At 73.8% G+C, this 24,082-nt stretch carries 24 protein-coding genes; 20 read left to right on the forward strand and 4 right to left on the reverse strand.

Translation table 11 applies throughout. The annotated features are described in order from the left end of the window. Nucleotides 1-14 precede the first annotated feature (14 nt). The 7 genes from K8Z49_RS46020 to K8Z49_RS46050 all read left to right on the forward strand — a co-directional run bounded on the left by K8Z49_RS46020 (nt 15) and on the right by K8Z49_RS46050 (nt 9,156). Nucleotides 15-1,253 carry a sensor histidine kinase gene (locus K8Z49_RS46020; protein ID WP_075019879.1) on the forward strand — a complete coding sequence of 413 codons (1,239 nt, stop codon included), beginning with the start codon at nt 15-17 and terminating at the stop codon, nt 1,251-1,253. Next, entirely contained in the window at nt 1,250-1,855 is a 606-nt protein-coding gene (locus K8Z49_RS46025) for a response regulator transcription factor (RefSeq protein ID WP_021595142.1), read from the forward strand. Before K8Z49_RS46020 ends, K8Z49_RS46025 begins: the two co-directional genes overlap by 4 nt. Before the next feature lie 28 nt (nt 1,856-1,883). Further along, on the forward strand, nt 1,884-3,044 hold the full coding sequence (locus K8Z49_RS46030) for a pyridoxal phosphate-dependent aminotransferase (RefSeq protein ID WP_075019880.1): 1,161 nt from the start codon (nt 1,884-1,886) through the stop codon (nt 3,042-3,044). A gap of 84 nt (nt 3,045-3,128) precedes the next feature. Further along, the gene (locus tag K8Z49_RS46035; protein ID WP_024935579.1) at nt 3,129-4,097 is read left to right on the forward strand and encodes a carbamate kinase; all 969 of its coding nucleotides are present in this window, start codon (nt 3,129-3,131) and stop codon (nt 4,095-4,097) included. 34 nt (nt 4,098-4,131) lie between these two features. After that, the gene (locus tag K8Z49_RS46040; RefSeq protein WP_412517057.1) at nt 4,132-5,238 is read left to right on the forward strand and encodes a ring-opening amidohydrolase; all 1,107 of its coding nucleotides are present in this window, start codon (nt 4,132-4,134) and stop codon (nt 5,236-5,238) included. A 180-nt stretch (nt 5,239-5,418) separates the two neighbouring features. Then, nucleotides 5,419-6,114 (forward strand): SseB family protein, encoded by a 696-nt coding sequence (locus K8Z49_RS46045; RefSeq protein WP_021595596.1) that lies wholly within the window; start codon nt 5,419-5,421, stop codon nt 6,112-6,114. Between the two features lie 69 nt (nt 6,115-6,183). Then, nucleotides 6,184-9,156, forward strand: coding sequence for a glycine--tRNA ligase (locus K8Z49_RS46050; protein ID WP_412521294.1), 2,973 nt, complete (start codon nt 6,184-6,186; stop codon nt 9,154-9,156). Here K8Z49_RS46050 and K8Z49_RS46055 read toward each other — a convergent pair. After that, the gene (locus K8Z49_RS46055) at nt 9,153-10,160 is read right to left on the reverse strand and encodes a DUF2332 domain-containing protein (RefSeq protein ID WP_021595594.1); all 1,008 of its coding nucleotides are present in this window, start codon (nt 10,158-10,160) and stop codon (nt 9,153-9,155) included. The two genes, K8Z49_RS46050 and K8Z49_RS46055, sit on opposite strands and share 4 nt — an antisense overlap. 79 nt (nt 10,161-10,239) lie before the next feature. Here K8Z49_RS46055 and aroC point away from each other — a divergent pair, with 79 nt between their 5' ends. Genes aroC through aroQ form a run of 4 tightly spaced genes read left to right on the forward strand, consistent with a single transcriptional unit; the run spans nt 10,240 to nt 13,440 of the window. Continuing rightward, entirely contained in the window at nt 10,240-11,418 is a 1,179-nt protein-coding gene (gene aroC / locus K8Z49_RS46060) for a chorismate synthase (protein WP_075019884.1), read from the forward strand. Between the two features lie 8 nt (nt 11,419-11,426). After that, nucleotides 11,427-11,936: a shikimate kinase gene (locus K8Z49_RS46065; RefSeq protein ID WP_024935578.1), complete on the forward strand. Its 510-nt coding sequence runs from the start codon at nt 11,427-11,429 to the stop codon at nt 11,934-11,936. After that, the gene (gene aroB, locus K8Z49_RS46070; protein WP_075019885.1) at nt 11,933-13,000 is read left to right on the forward strand and encodes a 3-dehydroquinate synthase; all 1,068 of its coding nucleotides are present in this window, start codon (nt 11,933-11,935) and stop codon (nt 12,998-13,000) included. The genes K8Z49_RS46065 and aroB overlap by 4 nt, the downstream gene beginning before the upstream one ends. Continuing rightward, nucleotides 12,997-13,440 carry a type II 3-dehydroquinate dehydratase gene (gene aroQ / locus K8Z49_RS46075; protein ID WP_021595590.1) on the forward strand — a complete coding sequence of 148 codons (444 nt, stop codon included), beginning with the start codon at nt 12,997-12,999 and terminating at the stop codon, nt 13,438-13,440. The genes aroB and aroQ overlap by 4 nt, the downstream gene beginning before the upstream one ends. A 178-nt stretch (nt 13,441-13,618) precedes the next feature. Here the strand turns inward: aroQ and K8Z49_RS46080 are convergent, their stop codons facing one another. Then, a complete protein-coding gene (locus K8Z49_RS46080) occupies nt 13,619-14,194 on the reverse strand; it encodes a TetR/AcrR family transcriptional regulator (protein ID WP_021595589.1) in 576 nt (191 codons plus the stop codon). Nucleotides 14,195-14,297: 103 nt separating this feature from the next. On the opposite strand from K8Z49_RS46080, the gene K8Z49_RS46085 reads away from it, so the two are divergent. The 3 genes from K8Z49_RS46085 to K8Z49_RS46095 all read left to right on the forward strand — a co-directional run bounded on the left by K8Z49_RS46085 (nt 14,298) and on the right by K8Z49_RS46095 (nt 16,573). Next, nucleotides 14,298-14,744 carry a PaaI family thioesterase gene (locus tag K8Z49_RS46085; RefSeq protein ID WP_021595588.1) on the forward strand — a complete coding sequence of 149 codons (447 nt, stop codon included), beginning with the start codon at nt 14,298-14,300 and terminating at the stop codon, nt 14,742-14,744. A gap of 34 nt (nt 14,745-14,778) precedes the next feature. After that, nucleotides 14,779-15,444: an enoyl-CoA hydratase-related protein gene (locus tag K8Z49_RS46090; protein ID WP_412517058.1), complete on the forward strand. Its 666-nt coding sequence runs from the start codon at nt 14,779-14,781 to the stop codon at nt 15,442-15,444. 82 nt (nt 15,445-15,526) lie between these two features. Further along, nucleotides 15,527-16,573 (forward strand): LLM class F420-dependent oxidoreductase, encoded by a 1,047-nt coding sequence (locus K8Z49_RS46095; protein ID WP_412517059.1) that lies wholly within the window; start codon nt 15,527-15,529, stop codon nt 16,571-16,573. Here the strand turns inward: K8Z49_RS46095 and K8Z49_RS46100 are convergent. Together K8Z49_RS46100 and K8Z49_RS46105 are read right to left on the reverse strand one after the other, a co-directional pair. Next, on the reverse strand, nt 16,548-17,273 hold the full coding sequence (locus K8Z49_RS46100; RefSeq protein ID WP_412517060.1) for a hypothetical protein: 726 nt from the start codon (nt 17,271-17,273) through the stop codon (nt 16,548-16,550). The genes K8Z49_RS46095 and K8Z49_RS46100 overlap by 26 nt on opposite strands. A 128-nt stretch (nt 17,274-17,401) precedes the next feature. Further along, a complete protein-coding gene (locus tag K8Z49_RS46105; RefSeq protein ID WP_075019888.1) occupies nt 17,402-18,880 on the reverse strand; it encodes a flavin monoamine oxidase family protein in 1,479 nt (492 codons plus the stop codon). A 151-nt stretch (nt 18,881-19,031) separates the two neighbouring features. Between K8Z49_RS46105 and K8Z49_RS46110 the strand changes: the two genes are divergently transcribed. The 6 genes from K8Z49_RS46110 (at nt 19,032) to K8Z49_RS46135 (ending at nt 23,903) form a co-directional block, all read left to right on the forward strand. Next, the gene (locus K8Z49_RS46110) at nt 19,032-20,108 is read left to right on the forward strand and encodes a M24 family metallopeptidase (protein WP_021595583.1); all 1,077 of its coding nucleotides are present in this window, start codon (nt 19,032-19,034) and stop codon (nt 20,106-20,108) included. 31 nt (nt 20,109-20,139) lie between these two features. Then, nucleotides 20,140-20,697, forward strand: coding sequence for an elongation factor P (gene efp / locus K8Z49_RS46115; protein ID WP_021595582.1), 558 nt, complete (start codon nt 20,140-20,142; stop codon nt 20,695-20,697). Further along, nucleotides 20,697-21,113, forward strand: coding sequence for a transcription antitermination factor NusB (gene nusB, locus K8Z49_RS46120; RefSeq protein ID WP_021595581.1), 417 nt, complete (start codon nt 20,697-20,699; stop codon nt 21,111-21,113). Before efp ends, nusB begins: the two co-directional genes overlap by 1 nt. 236 nt (nt 21,114-21,349) lie before the next feature. After that, nucleotides 21,350-22,084: a methyltransferase domain-containing protein gene (locus tag K8Z49_RS46125; protein WP_024935577.1), complete on the forward strand. Its 735-nt coding sequence runs from the start codon at nt 21,350-21,352 to the stop codon at nt 22,082-22,084. A gap of 7 nt (nt 22,085-22,091) precedes the next feature. Continuing rightward, complete coding sequence (locus K8Z49_RS46130; RefSeq protein ID WP_412517061.1) at nt 22,092-23,357, forward strand: DNA polymerase IV; 1,266 nt, start codon at nt 22,092-22,094, stop codon at nt 23,355-23,357. Between the two features lie 147 nt (nt 23,358-23,504). Beyond that, nucleotides 23,505-23,903: a DUF3040 domain-containing protein gene (locus tag K8Z49_RS46135; RefSeq protein ID WP_111833386.1), complete on the forward strand. Its 399-nt coding sequence runs from the start codon at nt 23,505-23,507 to the stop codon at nt 23,901-23,903. Nucleotides 23,904-24,082: the final 179 nt, after the last annotated feature.

Raw genomic sequence — 24,082 nt, forward strand, 5'->3', positions numbered from 1 at the left:
GGAGGAACAAGGACATGACGGTCGCGACCACCGCGGACATCGAGGAGCAGGCCGCCCGCAGGCTGGAACGGTACCGGCGGGTGACGTACCGCTCGTTCATGCTCGCCGCGGCCGGCTTCGTCCTGCCCGGCCTGATCGGGCTCGAGGACGCCTACACCGACGGTAAGGCGGGCGTGCCCGTCATCGCCGCGGCGGTCGCGGGACTGGCCCTGCTCACCTGGTACTACGCGCGGCTCGTCCGGGCGGGGCTGGAGGGCACCGCGCCGGCGCGGGACATCGTGGCGAGCGGCGCCGTCGCCGGCGCGCTGAGCCTGATGCTGTACACCAGCCCGCTGTTCAGCGCCATCCCCGCCTTCTGGCTCTCCGCCGTGGCGCTGTCCCCGATCAACCGCCGGCGCCTCGGCGCGCTGTGCGCGGGCACCGGGGCGTACGTCGCCGCGGTGGCCACGGCCGCGGCGGGCCACCTCTTTCCCGACGATGACGCCCCCTGGTACGCGCTCTTCCCGGCCCTGTTCGCCATCTACACCGCGACCTGCGGGGCCGTCGTGTTCGTCAACCGGTACCAGCGGCGCATGTGGGACCTGCACCAGGAGGCCCACGCCGCCCGCGACGCCCTCGCCCGGCTCGCGGTGACCGAAGAGCGGCTCCGCTTCTCCCGCGACCTGCACGACCTGCTCGGCCACAGCCTGTCCCTCATCGCGGTGAAGAGCGAGCTCGCGATCCGGACGGCGCGCACCGACCCCGACCGCGCCGGCGCCGAGATGGCCGACGTCCAGCGCGCGGCCCGGGAGGCGCTCCGCGAGGTCCGCGCCGCCGTCCGCGGCTACCGGGCCGTCGAGCTGGACGCCGAGATCGCCGGCGTGCGGGCCGTCCTGGAGGCCGCCGGGGTCCGCTGCGACATCGGCGACCTGCCGGGCGGGCTGCCGCCCGAGGTCCGCTCGGTGCTCGCCTGGGTCATCCGCGAGGGCGCCACCAACGTGATCAAGCACAGCGAGGCCCGGAACTGCGCGATCACGCTCACCCTCTACGGTGGCTCCGTGGTGATGGAGGTGCGCAACGACGGCGTCCGCGGCGCCGGGGCCGAGGCGGGCTCCGGGCTGACCGGGCTCACCGAGCGCGTCGCCGTGCTCGGCGGCGAGATCACGGCCGGCCGGCACGGCCGCGACGGGTTCCTGCTGCGCGCCGCCGTCCCGCTCCCGCGGGAGGACGCCGGAGCCGGCGGCGCGGACGTCCCGGCGGGGAGGCCCGCGTGATCCGGATCCTGCTCGCCGACGACGAGCACCTCATCCGCGGCGCCGTCGCCGCCCTGCTCGGCCTCGAACCCGACCTGGAGGTCGTCGCGGAGGCCGGCCGCGGCGACGAGGTCGCCGCCGCCGTCGGCGCGCACGACCCCGACGTGGCCGTCCTCGACATCGAGATGCCCGGCGCGGACGGGCTCACCGTCGCCGAGGAGCTGCACGCGTCCGGCGCCCGCTGCGCGGTCTGCATCCTCACGAGCTTCGGCCGCCCCGGCTACCTGCGCCGCGCCATGGCCGCCGGGGTCCGCGGCTTCGTCGCCAAGGACGCCCCCACGCAGGAGCTCGCCACCGCCATCCGCAAGATCCACGCGGGCGGGCGCTACCTGGACGCCGAGCTCGCCGCGGGCGCCATGGCCGCCGGCGACAACCCGCTCACCGAGCGCGAGCGCGAGATCCTCCGCCTCACCGGCACCGGCGCCGAGACCGCCCGCATCGCCGCCCGGCTGCACCTGTCCGAGGGCACCGTCCGCAACTACCTCTCCTCCGCCATGGCCAAGCTCGGCGAGCCCACCCGCGCCGCCGCCGCCCGCGCCGCGAAGGAGATGGGCTGGATCTGACCGCCCCGCCGGGCCTTAACCTTGTGGCGTGAGTGAGCCACTGGTCGAGCGCATGCAGGGTTTCGGTGAGACGATCTTCGCTGAGATGTCGGCGCTCGCCGTCCGGACGGGGTCCATCAATCTGGGCCAGGGGTTCCCCGACACCTCGGGCCCGGCGGCGATGCTGGACGCGGCGGTGGAGGCGATCCGGTCGGGGGGCAACCAGTACCCGCCCGGGCCGGGACTGCCGGAGCTGCGGGAGGCGGTGGCGGCGCAGCGGCTGGAGCGGTACGGGCTGGAGTACGACCCGGCGACCGAGGTGTTCGTGACCGTGGGGGCGACCGAGGGCATCGCGGCCTCGGTGCTCTCCCTGGTGGGCTCCGGTGAGGTCATCGTGTTCGAGCCGTACTACGACTCGTACGCGGCCGTGATCGCGCTCGCCGGGGCCGCGCGCCGGCCCGTCATGCTGCGCCCGGTCGAGGGCCGCTTCACCTTCGACCCCGACGAGCTGCGCGCCGCCGTCGGCCCCCGCACCCGGGCGATCCTGGTGAACTCGCCGCACAACCCCGCCGGGACCGTGTTCACGCGCGCCGAGCTGGAGGCCATCGCGGACGTCTGCCGCGAGCACGACCTCGTCGCGATCACCGACGAGGTGTACGAGTACCTGACGTTCGACGAGACCGAGCACATCCCCCTGGCGACGCTCGACGGCATGCGCGAGCGGACGGTGTCGGTGTCGTCCGCGGGCAAGTCGTTCTCCGTCACCGGATGGAAGACCGGCTGGGTGACGGCGCCCGCGCCGTACATCCGGGCCGTCCAGACGGTGAAGCAGTTCCTCACCTACGCGGTCAGCGCCCCCTACCAGCGGGCCGCCGCGTACGCGCTGCGCAACGAGATCCCGTGGGCGGAGGAGCTGCGCAAGTCGCTCCAGGCCAAGCGGGACCGCCTCATCGCCGGACTCGAGACGGCCGGGTTCACCGCCTACCGCCCGCAGGGCACGTACTTCGTCCAGGCCGACATCCGCCCGCTCGGCTTCACCGACGGCATGGAACTGGCCCGCGCCCTGCCGGAGAAGGCCGGCGTCGTCGCCATCCCGACGCAGGTGTTCTACGACCACGCCGACGCGGGCGCCCACTTCGTCCGCTTCGCGTTCTGCAAGAAGGACGAGGTCATCGACGAGGCGGTCGAGCGCCTCGCCCGGCTGCGCTGACTGTCGGAATCTGCCGAAGAACCGGCGCCCGCTGGGCGGATTTCGCCCGTGAGCGCCGCACTCCAGGCGGGTTAGCGTCCGTCCGTGACGTGGAACGGCGGGACGCTCAACGGCGAGCGGATCCTGATCGCGCTCGGCGGCAACGCGATGACCGCGCCGGACGGCAGCGCCGCGCCGGACGCGCAGGCGGCGGCGATCGAGGCCGCGATGGACCCGGTGGCCGACCTGGTGGCGGCGGGCGCGCGGGTCGCGCTCACGCACGGGAACGGGCCGCAGGTCGGCAACCTGCTGATCAAGAACCAGCTGGCGGCGGGCGTGGTGCCGCCCGTCCCGCTGGACTGGTGCGGCGCGCAGACCCAGGCCACCGTCGGTGTGATGATCATGAACGCGCTGGAGCGGGCCCTCGCCGCGCGCGGCGCCGCCCGCCCGGTGTCCACGGTCGTCACGCGGACGCTCGTGGACGCCTCCGACCCCGGGTTCACCGCCCCCGCCAAGCCGATCGGGCGGTACTTCCCCGAGGAGGAGGCGCGCCGTGCCATGGCGCGCGGCGAGGCGTGGAAACGGTTCGGGGACCGGGGCTGGCGGCGCGTCGTCGCCTCGCCCGAGCCGCTGGAGATCCTGGACGCGTCCGCCGCGGCGGTCCTGCTCGACGCCGGGCACGTCGTCGTCGCCGCGGGCGGCGGGGGAGCGCCGGTGGTCCGGGCGGACGGGACGCTGCGCGGCGTCGAGGCCGTCGTCGACAAGGACCTGGCGGCGCAGCTGCTGGCGCGCCGCCTCGGCGCCACCACGCTGGTGATCGCCACCGACGTGGAGAACGCGATGGCCGGCTTCGGGACGCCGGACGCCCGCCCGCTGCACCGCACGACCGCCGCGGAGCTGGCGGAGCTCGCCGCCGCCGGGCACTTCGCCGGCGGCAGCATGGGCCCGAAGGTCGAGGCGGTGCGGCGGTTCGTCGCGGCGGGCGGGCGGCGCGCGGCGATCGCCTCGCTGCCGCGGCTCGGCGACGCCGCGCACGGCAAGGCCGGGACGATCATCGAGGCCCGCCCCGGGTAGAGACCGATGAGCAGAGCAGCTGAGGAGCGATGACGTGCCCGATCCGATCGAAGTCCGCAAGATCCCCATCGAGAGCGTGACCGACGCGTCCGGGCTGGCCCGGCTGATCGACGACGGCGTGCTGGAGGCCGACCGCGTCCTCGCCGTCGTCGGCAAGACCGAGGGCAACGGCGGCGTGAACGACTACACGCGGCTGCTGGCCGACCGGGCGTTCCGCGAGGTGCTTCTCGCCAGGGGCACCCGCACCGCGGACGAGGTGGCCCGCGTCCCGCTCGTGTGGTCCGGCGGGACCGACGGGGTGCTTAGCCCGCACGCCACCGTCTTCGCGACCACCGACCCCGCGGCCGCGCCGCGCACCGACGAGCCCCGGCTGTCGGTCGGCGTCGCGATGAGCGAGGTCATCCTGCCCGAGGACATCGGGCGCCCCGCGATGGTCGAGACGGTCGCGGCCGGCGTCCGCGAGGCCATGAAGATCGCGGGGATCGACGACCCGGCCGATGTCCACTACGTCCAGACCAAGACGCCGCTGCTCACCCTCGACACGATCAACGACGCCAAGGCGCGCGGCCGCGGAGTCGTCACCGAGGACACGCTGAAGTCGATGGACATCTCCAACTCCACGACCGCGCTCGGCATCGCCGTCGCGCTCGGCGAGATCGAGACGCCGTCCGCGGAGCAGATCCACAAGGACCTGTCGCTGTACTCGTCGGTGGCGTCCTGCTCCTCCGGGGTGGAGCTGGACCGGGCGCAGATCGTCGTCGTCGGGAACGTGCGCGGCATCGGCGGCCGGTACCGGGCCGGGCACGGTGTGATGAAGGACGCCCTCGACGCCGACGGCATCTGGGACGCGATCGCCTCGACGGGCCTCGGCCTGCCCGACCGGCCCCGCACGTCCGACCTCGGCGACCGGCTCGTCAACGTGTTCATCAAGTGCGAGGCCGACCCGGGCGGCTCGGTCCGGGGGCGCCGCAACATCATGCTGGACGACTCCGACGTGCACTGGCACCGGCAGATCAAGGCGTGCGTCGGCGGCGTCGCCGCGTCCGTCACCGGCGACCCGGCGGTGTTCGTGTCGGTCGCGGCCGTCCACCAGGGCCCGTCCGGCGGCGGCACCGTCGCCGCCATCGCCGATCTGGGCTGACCGACGCCTGGAACGGAGCGCCAGCGGAGTGGAGGGCGGCGGTCAGGCCAGTGCGGGGGGTGTGGAGGGCGTCCCCCACAGGGATGGGGCCGATCTGGGCTGAGCCGTCGAGCGCCGGAGAAACGGAGAGTATCCGGATAGTCGCCCACCGCGGTCGCCGGAGGCTATAGCCTTCCTGCCGTGTCCGGACTGACGATTCCCGAACCACAGTTCCCGGGGGACGACGGGAGCGCCGACCCCCGCCTGTGCGAGGCGCTCGCCGGGTACGCGGCCGGGCGCGCCGGCGCCCACACCGTGCTGCGCCGCCTCCAGGCGGCGCGGCTCCTGGTGCCGATCGTCGCCGTCCTCACCGAGGAGGAACAGGCGGCGCCCGGCGAGCCGCGCCGGGAGAAGGCCAGCGAGATGGCGCTGCCGACCCTCATCGGCGACGACGGGCGGCGCGGCGTCCTCGGCTTCACCTGCACCGAGACGATGAAGGCGTGGCGCGCCGACGCCCGCCCCGTCACGGTCCGCGGCGGCGACGCGTGCCGCGCCACCCTGGACGAGGGCGCCGACGCCCTGGTCGTGGACGTGGCGGGCCCCGTCCCGTTCGCCGTGGAGGGGCTGCACCTGCACATGCTGGCCGAGGGCCGCCCCGTCCCGCCCCCGCACGAGGACCCCGACGTCCTCGCCGCCGTCGAGGCCGCGTTCGGCTCCGACGGGTCCGTCAGCGGCGTCCGCGTCACCGAGGGGACGTCCGCCGAGGTGGCGGTGCGGTTCGCGGTCGTCCCCGGCCACGACGAGCGGGTCACCGTCCAGCGGGTGTCCGACCGGCTCGCCGAGCTGCTGCGCGGCCGCATCGTCGGCGGCGTCGAACTGAACGTCATGCGCAGGTGACACCTCCCGGGCAGGCGGCCCCCTCCTACCCTTGAGGCCCTACCTCGTTTGGAGAACGCCGTGCTCACCATGCAGGACGCGCTGATCAGGCTCACCGGCCACTGGGCCGAGCGCGGCTGCCTCGTCGCGCAGCCGATGAACACCGAGGTCGGGGCGGGGACGCTCAACCCGGCCACCGCGCTGCGCGTCCTCGGACCGGAGCCGTGGCGGGTCGCCTACACCGAGCCGAGCGCCCGCCCGGACGACTCCCGGTACGGCGACAACCCGAACCGGCTGCAGACCCACACCCAGTTCCAGGTGATCCTCAAGCCGGAGCCCGGCGACGCGCAGGAGCTGTACCTCGGCAGCCTCGCCGCGCTCGGCATCGACCTGCGCGCCCATGACGTCCGGTTCGTCGAGGACGACTGGGCGTCGCCCGCGCTCGGCGCCTGGGGGCTCGGCTGGGAGGTCTGGCTGGACGGCCTGGAGATCACCCAGTTCACCTACTTCCAGCAGTCCGGCGGGCTGACCCTCGACCCGGTGTCGGTCGAGATCACCTACGGGATGGAGCGCATCCTGATGGCGCTCCAGGGCGTCTCCCACTTCAAGGACATCGTGTACGCCCCCGGCATCACCTACGGAGAGGCTTTCGGCCAGGTCGAGTACGAGATGAGCCGGTACTACCTGGACGATGCCGACATCGCGGCGAATCGGGAGCTGTTCGAGGCGTACGCGGCCGAGGCGCGGCGCATGCTCGACGCCCGGCTCCCCGTCCCGGCCCACTCCTACGTGCTGAAGTGCTCGCACGCGTTCAACGTCCTGGACGCGCGCGGAGCGATCGGCACGACCGAGCGGGCCCGCGCGTTCGCGCGCATGCGCGGCCTGGCCCACGAGGTCGCCGGGTTGTGGGTGGAGCGCCGCGCCGAGCTGGGGCATCCGCTCGGGGACGCCTCCACGCGGCCCGCCGCCCTGGACCCGGGCCCGCTGCCGGACCTCACGCAGGCCGGGACGTTCGCGCTGGAGATCGGTGTCGAGGAACTCCCGCCGCACGAGGTCGGACGGACCGCCGCGCACGTGGCCGAACGGCTGGAGGCCGGGCTGGAGGAGGCCGGGCTGTCCACGGACGCGACCTCGCTCGACACGTTCGCGACGCCCCGCCGGATCATCGTGGTCGTCCGCGACCTGGAGCCGCGCGAGCCCGACACCGAGCAGGTCGTGAAGGGGCCGCGCCTCGCCGCCGCCTACGACGCGTCCGGCGCGCCGACCCGGGCCCTGCTGGGGTTCGCGCGGGGCCAGGGCGTCGAGGCCGCGGACGTCGGGCGGGTGACCGTCGGGGACGGGGAGTACGCCGGCTTCGTCCGGAAGGTCGTGGGACGTTCGGCCGCGGAGGTCCTCGCCGCCCTGCTGGCGGAGATCGTCACGGGGCTGCGCGCCGGGAAGAACATGCGGTGGAGCGCGCCCGGCCTGTCGTTCGCCCGTCCGATCCGCTGGCTGCTGGCCCTGCTCGACGATCAGGAGGTCCCGTTCACGGTCGCGGACCTGAGGGCGGGCCGGGTCACCCGCGTCCACCGCACGGCCGCCGCGCCGCTCGTCGAGGTGCCGGACGCCGCGTCCCTGCTGAGCGTCCTGCGCGAGCATGGGATCGAGCCCGCCGCGTCCCGGCGGAGGTCCCAGGTCATCGAGGACGCGGGGGCGCTCGCGCGGCGGCACGGGGGCACGATCGCCTTCGAGTCCGAGCAGGACCTCGTCGAGGAGATCGTGAACCTCGTCGAGGAGCCCGTCGCGATCCTCGGCTCGTTCGACGAGGCGTACCTGGAGCTGCCCGAGGAGATCCTCACCACGGTCATGCGCAAGCACCAGCGGTACCTGCCGGTGCGCGGCGCCACGAACCGTCTCCTTCCGTACTTCGTGACCGCGGCCAACGGCGAATGCGACCACGACGCCGTCCGGGCCGGGAACGAAGCGGTCCTCCGCGCCCGCTACGAGGACGCCTCGTTCTTCTACCGGCAGGACCTCCAGAGCACGCCCGAGCAGATCAAGGAGGGCCTCGGCAGGCTCACCTTCACCGAGCGCCTCGGCTCGATGGCCGACCGGTCGTCCCGCATCGCCGCGATCGCCGCCGAGCTCGCCGACCGCCTCGGCCTCGCCGGCGGCGAGCGGGCCGCGCTGCGCCGGGCCGCCGGGCTGGCGAAGTTCGACCTGGCCTCGTCCATGGTCATCGAGCTGCCGGGCCTCGCCGGGACGATGGCCCGCGAGTACGCCCGCCGCGCCGGCGAGGACGAGGCCGTCGCGCGGGCCCTCTACGAGATGGAGCTTCCCCGCTCGGCCGGGGACGCCCTGCCCGGCGGCCTGCCCGGGGCCGTCCTCGCGGTCGCCGACCGCCTCGACCTGCTGGCCGGCCTGTTCGCGACCGGCTCCGCCCCGACCGGCAGCTCCGACCCGTTCGGCCTGCGGCGGGCCGCGCTCGCGCTGACCGCGATCCTGCGGGACGTCCCGCGCCTGGCGCCCGTCGCGGTCGGGGACGGCCTCGCCCTCGCCGCCCGGCACCAGCCGGTCGAGGTCCCGCCCGCCGCCCTGGCGGAGGCCGAGCGGTTCGTCGCGCGCCGCCTGGAGCAGAACCTTCTGGACGAGGGGCACCCGGTGAGCGTCGTCCGGGCCGTCCTCCCGCACGCGGGCGCGCCCGCCCACGCCGCTCAGGCCGCGGCCGATCTGGCGAGGCTCCGGCGGTCGTCCCGGTTCGAGGAGCTGGTGACGGCGCTGCAGCGCGTGCTGCGGATCGTCCCGGACGGGACGCGCGCCGGCTACGACCCGGCCCTGTTCGCCGAACCCGCGGAACGGGCCCTCGACGAGGCGTTCACCCGCGTCCGCGACGAACTGCCCAGCCGCCCCGCACTGCCGGAGTTCTACGCGGCCGCCACCGCCCTCATCGCGCCCATCGACACCTACTTCGACGACGTCATGGTCATGGACGAGGACCCGGCCCGGCGCGCCAACCGCCTCGGGTTCCTCGCCGCCGTCCGCGACCTCGTCGCGCCCGTCCTCGACTGGCGGGAGATCGCCTAGAACCAGGTGATCGGCAGCCCGTGCGACGGCCCCTCGCCGAGGATCCGCCGCTCCCCGCCGGGCCAGAGCCGCAGCGCCACGACCTGGACGGCGTCGAGCCGCGAGCTGTCGCGCCCCTCGAACGACAGGTGCGCCAGAGGCGCGGCCGCGGTGGCCGCCGCCCCGGCGTCCTCGATGTGCCGGTCGACGCGGGCGCCCTCCTCGCCCGACAGGTACGCGCGCATCGTCGAGTGCCACACGACCGTGACGACCCCCCGCACGGGGGTGAGCCCGTCCAGGAACTCGGCCGCACCCGCCCGCACGACCGCCGCCGGGACCTGCGCGGCCACCTCGAACGCCGCCCGGAGGCGCTCGACCCGCGCCGTCTGGTCGGGCCACACGTACGACAGCAGCCTCCGCCGGGCCTCGGCCGACGCCGCGTCCAGCGGGTGCGGGTCGCATCCCCGCCGCTCCGCGATGGCCAGCGGCGCGTCCACCGGAGGGAGCCCCCGCCACGCGCCGGGCAGGACGACCGGCGACTCCGGCCCGTACGAGCCGGTCTCGTGCAGGAGCCGGAAACGGTCGGCGCGCAGGTTCAGGCCCGCGCTGGCGCCGATCTCCAGCAGCCGGACCGGCAGGCGCGCGGCCTCGGCGACGGCGAGCAGCCCGCCGACCAGCGGGGCGGCCCGCCCGACCTCGTTGGTCTGCGGCGGGTCGGCGAGCCCGTCGCGGATCTCCGCCGCGTGCGCGGCCAGCACGTCCCGGAAGGCGGGCCACGCCTCCAGCGGGTCGGCCGTCCCCCCGGCGGTCGGGTAGTGCGCGGCCAGCTCCGGCACCCGGCCCTCCAGGACGAGCCGGTGCACCGTCCCCAGCATCCCCAGGACGAACCCGGGCCCCGTCCGGCCCTCCAGGACGTCCGCGACCGCCTCGCCCGGGTCGTCCGCCGCCCGCGTCAGCAACTCCGCGTACATCGGCGACCCGAGGTCGGCGCACGCCCGCGCCTGGGCGAGCAGCACCCTCCGCATACCCCCACCTCCGCCGACGAGCCTCTCAGATGGTGGACGCCGTCACGGGCGGCGGCCCGGAGTCAATAGGATCGTTCGCATGCTGCGCTGGTTGACCGCGGGGGAGTCCCATGGCCCGGCCCTGACCGCGATCGTGGAGGGGCTGCCGGCCGGTGTGCGCGTGACCTCGGGGGACATCGCCGAGGAACTGCGCCGCCGGCGGCTCGGCCACGGGCGAGGGGCCCGGATGAAGTTCGAGCAGGACAAGGTGACCGTCCTCGGCGGCGTCCGGCACGGGGTGACGCTCGGCGGGCCCGTCGCGATCGAGGTCGGCAACACCGAATGGCCCAAGTGGGAGACGGTCATGTCGGCCGACCCCGTGGACGCCGGCGTCCTCGCCGCCCAGGCGCGCAACGCCCCGCTGTCGCAGCCGCGGCCCGGCCACGCCGACCTGGTCGGCATGCAGAAGTACGGGTTCGACGACGCGCGTCCCGTGCTGGAGCGGGCGAGCGCCCGGGAGACCGCGGCGCGGGTCGCGCTCGGCACGGTCGCCAAGGCGTTCCTCAAGCAGGCCCTCGGCGTGGACGTCCTCAGCCACGTCATCGCCCTCGGCGAGGTCGCGGCGCCCGACGGCGTCCTGCCCGGGCCCGGCGACCTCGCACGGGTGGACGACAGCCCCGTCCGGTGCTTCGACGACGAGGCGTCGGCGAGGATGGTCGCGCACATCGACGAGACGAAGAAGGCCGGCGACACGCTCGGCGGCGTCGTGGAGGTCCTCGCCTACGGGCTGCCGCCCGGCGTCGGCAGCCACGTCCACTGGGACCGGCGGCTCGACTCGCGGCTCGCCGGGGCCCTGATGGGCATCCAGGCGATCAAGGGCGTGGAGCTCGGCGACGGGTTCACCACCGCGCGCCGCCCCGGGTCCCGGGCGCACGACGAGATCGACGGCACCCCCGAGGGGATCCGCCGGCGCACGAACCGGGCCGGCGGGGTCGAGGGCGGCATGACGACCGGCGAGGTGCTGCGGGTGCGCGCCGCGATGAAGCCGATCTCGACCGTCCCGCGGCGCCTGGACACCGTCGACGTGAAGACCGGCGAGCCCGCCAAGGCGATCAACCAGCGCAGCGACGTCACCGCCGTCCCCGCGGCCGGGGTGGTCGCCGAGGCCATGGTGGCGCTCGTGCTCGCGGACGCCGCGATGGAGAAGTTCGGCGGCGACACCGCCGAGGAGACCGCCCGCAACCTGCGGGGCTACCTGTCCTCCCTGACGATCAAGTGAACGGCATCATGCGACCGAAGGCAGTCATCATCGGGCCGCCCGGCTCGGGCAAGACCACGATCGGCACCGCGCTCGCGGACCGGCTCGGCGTGCCGCTGCGCGACACCGACGCCGACATCGAGCGGGCGGCGGGCAAGCCGATCGGCGAGATCTTCATCGACGACGGCGAGGAGCGCTTCCGCGAGCTGGAGCGCGACGCCGTCGCCGCGGCGCTCGCCGAGCACGAGGGGGTCGTCGCGCTCGGCGGCGGGGCCGTCCTCGCGCCGCAGACCCAGGAGCTGCTGGCCGGGCACACCGTCGTCTACCTGCGGGTCGGCCTGTCGGAGGCGATCAAGCGGGTCGGCCTGGCGTCCGCCCGGCCGCTGCTCGTGCTGAACCCGCGCAGCCAGATGCGCAAGCTGCTGGAAGAGCGCCTCCCGATCTACGAGCGGCTCGGCACCGTGCAGGTCGACACCGACGGCCGCGACCCCGCCGACATCGTCGAGGACGTCGCGAAGGCGCTGGAGTCCGCACGGTGACGCGGGTGCACGTCGGCGGCGCCGACCCGTACGACGTCCTCATCGGGACGGGCGTGCTGGGCGAGCTGCCCGGCATGGTCGGCGACCGGGCGCGGACCGTCGCCGTCGTCCACGCCGAGGGGTTGCCGGAGATCGCCCGGCCCGTCCGCGGCGCGCTCGAACAGGCCGGGTACACCGTCCACGCGCTGCCGGTCCCGGACGGGGAGGCGGCCAAGGAGGTCGGCGTCCTCGCCGGACTCTGGTCGTCCTTCGCCCGCTTCGGCATGACCCGCACCGACGTCGTCGTCGGCGTCGGCGGCGGCGCGACCACCGACCTCGCCGGCTTCGCGGCGGCGTCCTGGCTGCGCGGCGTGCGGGCGGTGCTCGTCCCGACGACGCTGCTCGGCATGGTGGACGCGGCCGTCGGCGGCAAGACCGGCATCAACGTCCCCGAGGGCAAGAACCTCGTCGGCGCGTTCCACCCGCCCGCCGGCGTGCTGTGCGACCTCGCCACGCTCGTGACGATGCCGCGCGAGGACTACATCAGCGGCCTCGCCGAGATCATCAAGGCCGGCTTCATCGCCGACCCGAAGATCCTCGACCTGGTCGAGGACGACCCGCGGGGCGCCGCCTCCCCGGACGGCCCGCACACCCGCGAGCTGGTCGAGCGCGCCGTCCGGGTCAAGGCCGACGTGGTCTCCGCCGACCTCCGGGAGAGCGGCCTGCGTGAGATCCTCAACTACGGCCACACCCTCGCCCACGCCATCGAGAAGGCCGAGGACTACCGGTTCCGGCACGGCCACGCCGTCGCGATCGGCATGGTCTACGCCGCCGAGCTGGCCCACCTCGCCGGCCGCCTGCCCGCCGCCGTCGTCCAGCGGCACCGCGACGTGCTCTCCTCCGTCGGCCTGCCGGTCTCCTACGCCGCCGACTGGCCCGGCCTGCGCGAGACCATGACCATCGACAAGAAGTCCCGCGGCGCGACGCTCCGCTTCGTCGTCCTGGACGGCATCGCCGAGCCGGGCCGCCTCGAAGGCCCGGACGAGGCCCTGCTCGCCGCGGCGTACCGGAAGGTCGGCCGATGACCCCCGTCCTCGTCCTGAACGGGCCCAACCTCCGGCGCCTCGGCGTCCGCGAGCCCGACAAGTACGGCACGACCAGCTACGACGACCTCGCCGCGCTGTGCCGCGACACCGGCCGCCGCCTGAACCTGAACGTCGACTTCAAGCAGACCGACGACGAGGCCGAGATGCTGCGCTGGGTGCACGAGGCCGCCGACCTGCGCATCCCGGTCGTCCTGAACCCGGCCGCGTTCACCCACTACTCCTACGCGCTGAGGGACGCGCTCGCCCAGCGCACCGCCCCCCTCATCGAGGTGCACATCACCAACCCGGCCGCCCGCGAGGAGTTCCGCCACACCTCCGTCGTCGCCGGCGTGGCCACCGGCACCATCGCCGGCTTCGGCCCCATGTCCTACGTCCTGGCCCTCCAAGCCATAGCCGAACTGACCACCGAATCCCCCTAACCCCCGGCGAGGGCGCGCGGACCCCCGCCCGGAGTGGACCACCCCCGGCGGGTGAACCGACCCGAGCGGAGCGCCCGGCGAGGGCACGCGGACCCGCGCCCGGAGCGGACCACCCCCGGCGAGGGTGTGCGGACCCACTGGCGACCGGAGCGGAGCGCCAGCGGAGCGGAGGGCGGCGTCATTCCTCTTGGGCTGCCCGTCTGGCCATGTCCTTGAGTTCGGTGACGACGTCGTCGAGGGGGGCGACGTCGCGGTGGGCGCGGCAGAGGATGGTGGCGCCCTCGACGGCGGCGACGATGAGGCGGGCCAGGCGGGACGCGCGCTCGTCCGGGACGCCGGCGTTGCCGAGGCCGGTGGCGAGGGTGTCCTGCCAGCGGCCGAACGCCGCCGCCGCGGCGGCGGCGAGCTGCGGGGCGTCGTCGTGGCACTCGACGGTGACGGCGACGACGGGGCAGCCGGCGCGGAACTCGCTCTTGATCAGGACCTGCCGCCACCAGCCCACGAAGGCGTCCACGGCGGACGCGGCGTCGCCGCTCTCGGTGGCGGCGAGGATGCCGGCGTTCAGGAACTCCCCGGCGTAGCGGACGGCCTCCTCGGCGAGCTGCGCCTTGCCCTCGGGGAAGTGGTGGTAGATCGACCCGCGCGGGGCGCCGCTGTGCGCGATGACGTCGCGGAACCCGGTCCCGCTGTAGCCGCGTTCGCGGAAGAGGAAGGCGGCGCTGCGCACCATGCGTTCCCGGCTGTCGGTCCCCATGGACCGATTATGACATTCATCATATGGTCATCGCGTTGACCATGACGGTCGTCATGGAAAAAGCTGGCTATGACGGACGTCATACCGAATGGGGGGCTCTGGCATGGAGACCACGGCGGGCCTGGAGCAGCTGAAGGAGCTGCTCGGCAAGAACGGGGAGGCGAGCTACGGCATCGGGGCGCTGCTCGGCATGACCGCCGAGACGCTGGAGCCCGGCCGGGTCGTGTTCGCCCTGGCGCCGCGGGCCGAGTTCAGCAACCCCCTCGGCACCGTGCACGGCGGCATCATGTCGACGCTGCTCGATTCGGCGATGGCCTGCGCGGTGCACACCTCGCTGCCCGCGGGGGCGAGCTACACGTCGCTGGAGCTGAAGGTGAACTTCGTCCGGCCGGTGCCGCTGGAGGGCGGGCGGCTGGTGTGCGAGGGCACGACCGTCCACATGGGGCGCAGGGTCGCGACGGCCGAGGGGCGCGTCACGAACGCCGACGGCAAGCTCGTCGCGCACGGGACGACGACCTGCATGGTCTTCCCGCCCGCTACCGGCGAGTAGGGTCGGGGCTCAGGCACGGATCGAGGAGACCTTCATGATCGAGCTCCGCCGCGACGGGGACGTGCACGTCCTGCGGTTCGACGCGGGTGAGAACCGGTTCAGCCCCGACTTCCTCGGCGAGGTCGAGGGCGCGCTGGACCAGGTGGCCAAGGGCGGAGGGTCCGGCGCCCTCGTCACCGTGGGCACGGGCAAGTTCTACTCCAACGGACTCGACCTGGACTGGCTCGGCGCCAACCAGGACAGGTTCGAGGAGTACCTCGGGCGGGTGCACGCGCTGTACGCGCGCCTCCTGTCGCTGCCGATGCCGACCGTCGCGGCGCTGAACGGGCACGCGTTCGCGGGCGGCGGGATGCTCGCCCTCGCCCACGACTTCGCCGTCATGCGCACGGACCGCGGCTACTTCTGCCTGCCCGAGGTCGACCTCGGGATGAGCTTCACCCCCGGGATGAACGCGCTGATCACCTCGCGGCTGCCGAAGGCCACCGCGCACGAGGCGATGCTCACCGGCCGCCGCTACACCGCCGAGCAGGCGCTGGCCGCCGGGATCGTGCAGCGCGCGGCGGCCGAGGACGAGGTGCTGCCCGCGGCCGTCGAGCACGCCGCGTCGCAGGCGGGCAAGGACGGCGCGGTCGTGGCCAAGATCCGCACCGCCCTGTACCGGCCGGCACTGGACGCGCTGAACGGCCCGGCGCTCGGCTGACCCCCGTGTCCCGGCCGGGAGGGGGGAGTAGGTTACGTTGACCGGAATCGGATTCGGTTTGCAGGGAAGGGGCGCGGACACCATGCGCATCGGGATGGCGCTCAGCTACTCGGGCGGTTTCAAGGAGACCGTCGAGGAGCTGTCCGACTTCGAGAAGGCCGGCCTCGACATCGTCTACGTCGCGGAGGCCTACAGCTACGACGCGGTGAGCCAGATGGGCTACATCGCCGCCAGGACCGAGCGGCTGGAGATCGCCTCCGGCATCCTCAACATCTACTCCCGGACGCCGACCGCGATCGCGCAGACCGCCGCCGGCCTGGACTACGTCTCCGACGGCCGGTTCACCCTCGGCATCGGCGCGTCCGGCCCGCAGGTCATCGAGGGCTTCCACGGCGTCCCCTACACCGCGCCCCTCGGCCGCACCCGGGAGATCATCGAGATCTGCCGCAAGGTGTGGCGGCGCGAGCGCGTCCAGCACGACGGCAAGTACTACACGCTGCCGCTGCCGGAGGGACAGGGCACCGGCCTCGGGAAGGCGCTCAAGCTCATCAACCACCCGGTGCGGGCCGACATCCCGATCCTGGTCGCCGCGATCGGCCCGAAGAACGTCGAGCTGACCGCGGAGATCGCCAACGGCTGGGAGCCGATCTTCTACATGCCGGAGAAGGCCAGGGACGTGTGGGGCCCGGCCCTCGCCGAGGGCAAGGCCAGGCGCGACCCGGCCCTCGGCGAGCTGGACGTCGTCGGGCAGTCCCCGCTCGCGATCGGCGACGACGTGCAGGGCTTCCTGGAGTTCGGGCGCCCGATGGCCGCGCTGTACATCGGCGGCATGGGCGCCAAGGGCAAGAACTTCTACAACGACCTCGCCCGCCGCTACGGCTTCGAGAAGGAGGCCGAGGAGATCCAGGACCTGTACCTGGACGGCAAGAAGGACGAGGCCGCCGCCAAGGTCCCGCAGGAGCTGCTGGAGAAGATGTCCCTCATCGGTTCCGAGGGGCACGTCCGCGAGCGGCTCGCGGCGATGAAGGAGTCCGGTGTCACCACGCTCAACGTGACCCCGATCGCCGGCGACCACAAGGGCCGCCTCGCCCTGATCGAGAAGGTCAAGGAGATGGCGGCCGGTCTCTGAAGGACCGCCGCATCCGGCGCGTCCGCCACCTGCGGCCCAGGCCGCCGAACCCCGGCCCGAACCCGGGACCGAACGGCGGGACCCTCAGCTCGTACAGCACGCGCAGGAGGACGCCGCCCCCGAACAGGGCGGCTCCCCGCTTCAGGGTGGCGCCCGGGTCCTCGACCGAGGCGCCGGGGCGCGGGTGGAGGCGGCCGCGCGGGTCGTACACGACCTGGATGCGGTCGCCTCGCTTCGCCGCCGGCGGGGGACCGGTGGTGATCTTCCGCACCCGCGGCTCGGCGCAGGCCAGGTCATGGTCGTAGTAGACGCGCGTGGTCGTGTGCCCCTCGCTGTCGGTGCTGGTGACCTCGCGCCGGTCGACACTCTGCACCGTGCACGCCGTGGTCCGTCCCCGCTCGTGCAACGCCTGCTCCCGCACCGCTTCGGCGACGTATCCCGCCCCGAAGGACAGCAGGAGGAAGGCGCCGAAGAACACCAGGATGTTCTCGTAGCGCAGCTGCGTGAAGACGATCAGGCCGTACCCGGCGAGCAGCATCACGATGATCAGCGCGGTGCCCGCCCAGTTCTCCATGAGCGCCGACGGGCCGTGGGCGGCGAGGGCGGCCTCGGCGACGACGATCGCGAGCCCGGCCCCGGGCGCGCCGAACGCCAGCAGCGCCGCCAGGCCCCGCTCCGACCGTCTCCCGTACCGCACCATCGGATTCCGTTCCGTCGTTCATCCGTGTCCTCCGGATGAGACGCACGGTTCCGCCGTCCGGATCGCCATCTGATCCTTACTTTCCGGGACGGCGGAACCGCGCGGGAACGGCTCGCGGGGAGGCGGCGTCAGAGGGCCGCGTGGACCTCCTTGGCGACGCGCTCGCCGGAGCGGACGGCGCCGTCCATGTAGCCGGTCCAGTAGTCGGACGTCTCGGTGCCGGCCCAGTGGATCGGGCCGCACGGCGCCCGCAGCGCCGGGCCGAAGGCGGTGAGCGCGCCGGGCGGGGCGACGCCGACCGGGCCGCCGCCGCTCCACATCTCGTTGTCCCAGCGCTGGAACGCCGTCAGGCTCGGGTTCGCCGCCTGGCTCCCGAACAGCTTGGTGAACGAGTCCAGGCCCGCCGCGCGGACGTCGTCGGCGGGCGCGGCGTCCAGCCTCCGCATGTTGGCCTGGTTCATGAAGCCCATCAGGATGCCGCGCGACCCGTCCGGCGGGCTGTTGTCGAACGTCGCGTCGATCGCGCCGCTGTCGGCGATCGCCTGCCCGGTCAGGCCGTCCGCCCGCCAGAACGGCGTGTCGTAGACGGCGACGAACTTGGCGACCGACCCCATCGGGTAGCGCTGCGTCAGCTGGGCCCGGCTCGCGGGCAGGGCCGGCGAGTAGTCGATCTTGTCGGCGATCGCGGGCGACATCGCGACGATGACGCGCTCGGCCGACACCGTGACGCCGTCGGCGGTGACCGTCACGCCGCCCGAGCCGGTGACGATGGACCGCACCGGCGCGTTGTAGCGGACGATGTCGCCCAGCCTCGCCGCCAGCCGGATCGGCACCTCCTGCGAGCCGCCGACGAACCGGGACTCCTGCGCGCCGTCCTTGGTGTTGATCAGCCGGTCGATCGTCCCCGGGGTGCTCGCGTTGCCCGCCGAGGCCGCGTAGTTCAGCACGTACAGGAGCGAGACCTCCTGCGAGCGCACCGACAGGGTCGAGGAGGCGAACGCGTCCATGAGGAACCGCGCGCCGCTGCTGATCGTGTTGGCCCGCGACCAGGTGTGGAAGGTCTGGGCGTCCCACTCCTCGGCCTTGGCGGCCCGCCACGGCTCGCCGACCGGCACCTCCTTGATCATGGTGCCGAGACGCAGCAGGGCCAGCTCCAGGTCGACGACGCCCCAGTCCGGCGGGACGGCGCCGAGGATGCCGTCGGTCTCGTAGAGGGACCGCTTGCCGTTGCGGTAGTAGACGTTCTTGCCCGTGTTGTACGTGGGGTAGGTACCGACGCCCATGTCCTTCGCGAGCGCGGCGATGCGGTCCTGGGTGGGGCCGATGAACTCGGCGCCGCCCTCGTTGGTGGTGCCGTCGCCGAGCGGCATCCCGTACACGCGCCCGCCGGGCCGCTCGCGGGCCTCCAGGACGATGACGGACCGCCCGGCGGCGACGAGGTCGCGGGCGGCGGTGAGGCCGGCCAGGCCGGCGCCGACGATCACCACGTCGGCGCCGAGCGGTGCGGTGCGGGCGGCGGCGGGCGGTGCCGCGGCGGCGGAGACGACGGCTCCGGCGGCGGTGAGGGCGCCTGTGCCGAGCAGTCTGCGGCGGCTGACTCGGGTCACGGTGAATCACTCCCGGGGGAAGTCCATGCGGGGGGACGGACGGAGCACACGCCCGGTCAACCTAGGCCAGCCCTCCAGCAAAAGTCGAGAGTTTCTCATGTTCGTGACCGCGTCGAGACGGCCGCCGCGCGGGTGGCCTAGAGTCCTGGCCATGGGGGAGACGCACCTCGCGCGGCGCCGCCGGCTGGCCGCGCTCGTCGCCGAACGGGACGCCGGCGCCCTGCTGGTGACCCGGCTCGTCAACGTCCGCTACCTGACCGGCCTGGACAGCTCCCGGGCCGCGCTGCTCGTCCCGGCCGGCGGGGACGCCGTCCTCGCGACCGACGGCCGGTACGCCGGCATGGCCGCCGAGGTCTGCCCCGAGCTGCCCGTCATCGTCGACCGGCAGGTGGCGCACGTCCTGCTGAAGAGGGCGGCCGAAGACGGCCATGGCCGCGTCGGCTTCGAGGCCCACGACATGACGGTCGAGCAGCACGCCGGCCTGGCCGCGGACGCCGAGGGGGAGCTGATCCCGCTCGGCCACCTCGTCGAGGACCTGCGCAGGGTCAAGGACGAGGAGGAGATCGCCCTCCTGCGCGAGGCCTGCGCCATCACCGACCGTGCGTTCGCGGCCGTCCTCTCCGAGATCCGCGCCGGCGTCACCGAGCGGGCCGTCGCGGTCGCGCTCGAACGGGCCATGGTCGACCTCGGCGCCGAGCGTCCCGCGTTCGAGTCGATCGTCGCCTCCGGGCCGAACGGCGCCGTCCCGCACCACCACCCGGGCGGGCGCGAGCTGGAGCGCGGCGACCTCGTCACCCTGGACTTCGGCGCCCTGTACGGCGGCTACCACGCCGACATGACCCGCACCGTGGCGATCGGCGAGCCGGCGGACTGGCAGCGCGACCTCTACGACCTCGTGCACCGGGCGCAGCGGGCCGCGCTCGACGCCGCCGTCCCCGGCGCCGAGACCAAGGCCGTCGACGCAGCCGCCCGGGACGTCATCGCGGCGGCCGGGCACGGCGACGCGTTCCCCCACGGGCTCGGGCACGGCGTCGGCCTGGAGATCCACGAAGCGCCGCTCATGGGGTACGACAAGACCGGTAAGCTGGTGGATCGGGTTCCGATCACCGCGGAGCCGGGGGTCTACCTCGCGGGCCGCGGCGGCGTGCGCATCGAGGACACGCTCGTGGTCCGCGCGGGCGGCCCGGAGCTCCTCACCACAACGACCAAGGACCTGCTCGTCCTGTAGACGCGCGGGTCGCGACCGGGAGAACAACGCAGTGGCGACGACGAACGACCTGAAGAACGGCATGACGCTGAACCTCGACGGCCAGCTGTGGACCGTCCTGGAATTCCAGCACGTCAAGCCCGGCAAGGGCGGCGCGTTCGTCCGTACCAAGCTCAAGAACGTCCTGTCCGGCAAGGTCGTCGACAAGACCTTCAACGCCGGCACCAAGGTCGAGGTGGCGAGCGTCGACAAGCGGGAGATGCAGTACCTCTACCGCGAGGGCGAGGACTTCGTCTTCATGGACACCGAGACCTACGACCAGCCGCACATCCCGGCCACCGTCGTCGGCGACGCCGCGAACTACCTGCTCCCCGAGCAGAACGCCGTGATCGCCTTCAACAACGAGAACCCGCTGTACGTCGAGCTGCCCGCGGCCGTCGTGCTGGAGATCACCGAGACCGAGCCCGGCCTGCAGGGCGACCGCTCCACCGGCGGCAGCAAGCCCGCCACCCTGGAGACCGGTGCGCAGATCCAGGTCCCCCTGTTCATCACCACCGGCGAGAAGGTCAAGGTCGACACCCGCTCCGGCGAGTACCTCGGCCGCGGCTGATGGCGGCTCGCACCAAGGCGCGCAAACTGGCGCTGGACATCCTGTTCGCGGCGGAGCTGCGGGAGGAGGAGCCCGCGGCGGTGCTCGCCGCCCGGGGCCGCCCCAACCAGGACGAGCTGGCCGAGTACCCGCACGCCGTCCGGCTGATCGAGGGCGTCCAGGAGCACCGGGAGCGCGTCGACGAGCTGATCGCCACCTACGCGACCGGCTGGACGCTGGAGCGGATGCCGGTCGTCGACCGCAACATCCTGCGGATGGGCGCGTTCGAGCTCCTGTGGGTGGACGACGTTCCCGACGCCGTCGCGATCAGCGAGGCCGTCCGCCTGGCCACCGAGCTGTCCACCGACGAGTCCCCCCGCTTCGTCAACGGCCTCCTCTCCCGCCTCCAGCAGCTCAAGCCCTCCCTGTCCCTCTGATCCGGGAGCACGCGGGTGCCGACGATGAAAGGCCAGGCAGTTCTCACTGTGACCACCTCAACCGGCACCGCGGCACGCACCCACCTCAACGCTTGCGATCGCGTCCGAAGGCAGGGTCGAGCGAAGCGAGAACCTGATCGCGCAGCGAGCCGCGAGGCGAGCCGGAGCGATGCAGCGATCGCGCGCGGTTCCCGACGTTGGAGGGCCGCCAAGGCCCGAAGGAGGAGGGGACCGCAATGAGATACAGCCGGGTTCGCAATGCGGTGCTCTGGGAGGCGTTGCGGGGCGTTCTGGAGCGGATCACCCCCGAGGCCGGCCAGAGCGACGTCGTGGACGTCGGCGGCGGCACCGGCGGGTTCGCGGTCCCGCTCGCCGAGCTCGGCCACCGGGTCACCGTGGTCGACGCCAACCCCGACGCCCTCGCCGCGCTGGAGCGCCGCGCCGCCGAGTCCGGCGTGCGGGTGCGCGCGATGCAGGGCGACGCCGTCGACCTCCCCGACCTGCTCGGCCCCGGCGCCGCCGACCTCGTGCTGTGCCACAGCGTGCTGGAGTACGTGGACGAGCCCGGCGCCGCGATGGCCGCGCTGACCGGCGCCCTGCGCCCCGGCGGCTCGGTCAGCGTGCTGGTCGCCGGGCAGATCGCCGCCGCGCTGCACCGCGCGGTGTCCGGGCACTTCGACGACGCCCGCCGGGTGCTGACCGACCCGGCCGGGCGGTGGGGCGAGGGCGATCGGATGCCCCGCCGGTTCACCCGCGAGACGTTGTCGGCGCTGGTGCGCGGCGCCGGGCTGCGGGTCGCCGAGCTGCACGGCGTCCGGATCTTCGCCGACCTGGTGCCGAGCGGTCTGCTGGACGGCGACGCCGGCTCCGCGGACGCGCTGATCGCGCTGGAGTCGGTGGCGGCCGTCCATCCCGTCCTGCGCGACCTCGCCACCCAGCTGCACCTGGTGGCCGACAAGCCGGCCGGATGACGGGGCCGTGAGCCGCAAGCAGCAGCTGCACCGGCCCGGCCCGCAGCCGGGCCCGCCCGCGGACGACTCCGGCTGCTCGATCCTGCACGTCGACATGGACGCCTTCTTCGTCAGCGTCGAGCTGCTCGACCGCCCCGAGCTGCGCGGCCGCCCGGTGATCGTGGGCGGCGCCGGGCCGCGCGGGGTGGTGTCCGCGGCGTCCTACGAGGCGCGGACGTTCGGCGTGCACTCGGCGATGCCGATGTCGCGGGCCCGGCGGCTGTGCCCGCGGGCGGTGGTGCTGCCGGTCGACCACGCCAAGTACGCCCGGGTGTCGGCGGCCGTGTTCGAGATCTTCCGGTCGGTCACCCCGCTGGTGGAGGGCCTGTCCCTGGACGAGGCGTTCCTGGACGTGGCGGGCGCCCGGCGGCGGCTCGGCCGGCCCGCCGAGATCGCGCGGCTGATCCGCGAGCAGGTCCGGGCCCAGCAGGGCATCACCTGCTCGGTCGGGGTGGCGAGCACCAAGTTCGTCGCCAAGCTCGCCTCGACCCGGTGCAAGCCGGACGGCCTGCTGGTCGTGCCCGCCGACGGCGTGACCGACTTCCTGCACCCGCTGCCCGTCGCGGCGCTCTGGGGCGTCGGGGAGCGGACGGAGCAGGCGCTCACCCGGCTGGGCCTGCGGACCGTGGGGCAGCTCGCCCAGGTCCCGCCGGCCACGCTGCGGCGCGAGCTGGGCAACGCGCTCGGGGCGCACCTGCACGAGCTGGCCTGGGGACGCGACCCGCGGGAGGTCGTCGCGCACACGCCCGACAAGAGCATCGGCGCCGAGGAGACCTTCGACGTCGACGTCGACGACCCGGAGGTCGTCCGCCGGGAGCTGCTGCGGCTGGCCGAGAAGGTCGGCGCGCGGCTGCGCGAGAGCGGGAACGCCGGCCGGACGATCAGCGTCAAACTGCGGATGGCCGACTTCAGGACGATCACCCGGGCGCGGACGCTCCCCGAGCCGACCGATCTCGCTCGTGTGATCTATGTCACAGCATGCGAGCTGTACGAGGGGGCCGGTCTGGAACGGGTACGACTCCGTCTGGTCGGGGTGCGGGTGGAGAACCTGCGTCCCGCCGGCGAGGCCCCCCGTCAGCTCGCCCTCGACGAGCCGGACAGCGGCTGGCGTGAGGCCGAGCGAGCCATGGACCAGGTCGCGCACCGGTTCGGCCGCGGCGCGGTTCGTCCCGCCGCGCTGGTGCGGCGTGCGGCGGATGGTGACGGACGTGACGGCAGGGACGGAAGACAATGAAAGAAGGCTGTGGGGTGACCGGCACCGGGCCCTCGACGGGCCGTTCGCTTTCGTACGCTCGACAGTGCTCGTATTCTGGGCATATCACCGTTGACGTTCGCGTCCCGCATCGGATACCCCGTCGCGGAGCTGTCGTTGGGAGGTGCCGTGCCGCTCTCTGAGCACGAGCAGCGCATGCTCGAACAGATCGAATCGGCGTTGTACGCCGAGGATCCGAAGTTCGCTCACGCGGTTCGCTCGACCAACCCCCAGGTCCACTACAAGCGCCGGATCGTCAAGGCGGCCCTCGGGTTCGTCGTGGGCGTGAGCGCCCTGATGGCCGGTCTTGTGATCAACGAGGGCACGGTCACCATCGCCATCAGCGTGACCGGTTTCCTGCTCATGGTCGTCTGCTGCGTCTGGGCGCTGACGAGCTGGAAGCGGATGACCGGCATCGGCAGCGAGCCCGCCCAGGGCGGCGGCGGGGGCCGGCAGGCCCGTCCCGCCAAGGCGGGCTTCATGGAGCGCATGGAAGAGCGCTGGCGCCGCCGCACCGAAGGCGACTGAGCGGCGTCTGGAGCGGAGTTCTGCGGAGCGGAGGACGACGCTCAGTCCGGTTTTCGGGGGGCTGGGGGTTGTCCCCCAGATGGACATTGAGCGGCGTCTGGAGCGGAGTTCTGCGGAGCGGAGGACGACGCTCAGTCCGGTTTTCGGGGGGCTGGGGGTTGTCCCCCAGATGGACACTG

It is taken from the genome of Actinomadura madurae, assembly GCF_047130825.1.
GTDB lineage: Bacteria > Actinomycetota > Actinomycetes > Streptosporangiales > Streptosporangiaceae > Spirillospora > Spirillospora madurae.

Coding starts and splice junctions, on each gene's coding strand:
- K8Z49_RS46020 (WP_075019879.1), top strand. CDS start 15: ATGACGGTCGCGACCACCGCGGACATCGAGGAGCAGGCCGCCCGCAGG.
- K8Z49_RS46050 (WP_412521294.1), top strand. CDS start 6,184: ATGCAGGACGCGCTGATCAGGCTCACCGGCCACTGGGCCGAGCGCGGC.
- K8Z49_RS46055 (WP_021595594.1), bottom strand. CDS start 10,160: ATGCGGAGGGTGCTGCTCGCCCAGGCGCGGGCGTGCGCCGACCTCGGG.
- aroC (WP_075019884.1), top strand. CDS start 10,240: ATGCTGCGCTGGTTGACCGCGGGGGAGTCCCATGGCCCGGCCCTGACC.
- K8Z49_RS46065 (WP_024935578.1), top strand. CDS start 11,427: ATGCGACCGAAGGCAGTCATCATCGGGCCGCCCGGCTCGGGCAAGACC.
- aroQ (WP_021595590.1), top strand. CDS start 12,997: ATGACCCCCGTCCTCGTCCTGAACGGGCCCAACCTCCGGCGCCTCGGC.
- K8Z49_RS46080 (WP_021595589.1), bottom strand. CDS start 14,194: ATGGGGACCGACAGCCGGGAACGCATGGTGCGCAGCGCCGCCTTCCTC.
- K8Z49_RS46085 (WP_021595588.1), top strand. CDS start 14,298: ATGGAGACCACGGCGGGCCTGGAGCAGCTGAAGGAGCTGCTCGGCAAG.
- K8Z49_RS46090 (WP_412517058.1), top strand. CDS start 14,779: ATGATCGAGCTCCGCCGCGACGGGGACGTGCACGTCCTGCGGTTCGAC.
- K8Z49_RS46095 (WP_412517059.1), top strand. CDS start 15,527: ATGCGCATCGGGATGGCGCTCAGCTACTCGGGCGGTTTCAAGGAGACC.
- K8Z49_RS46100 (WP_412517060.1), bottom strand. CDS start 17,273: ATGGTGCGGTACGGGAGACGGTCGGAGCGGGGCCTGGCGGCGCTGCTG.
- K8Z49_RS46110 (WP_021595583.1), top strand. CDS start 19,032: ATGGGGGAGACGCACCTCGCGCGGCGCCGCCGGCTGGCCGCGCTCGTC.
- nusB (WP_021595581.1), top strand. CDS start 20,697: ATGGCGGCTCGCACCAAGGCGCGCAAACTGGCGCTGGACATCCTGTTC.
- K8Z49_RS46125 (WP_024935577.1), top strand. CDS start 21,350: ATGAGATACAGCCGGGTTCGCAATGCGGTGCTCTGGGAGGCGTTGCGG.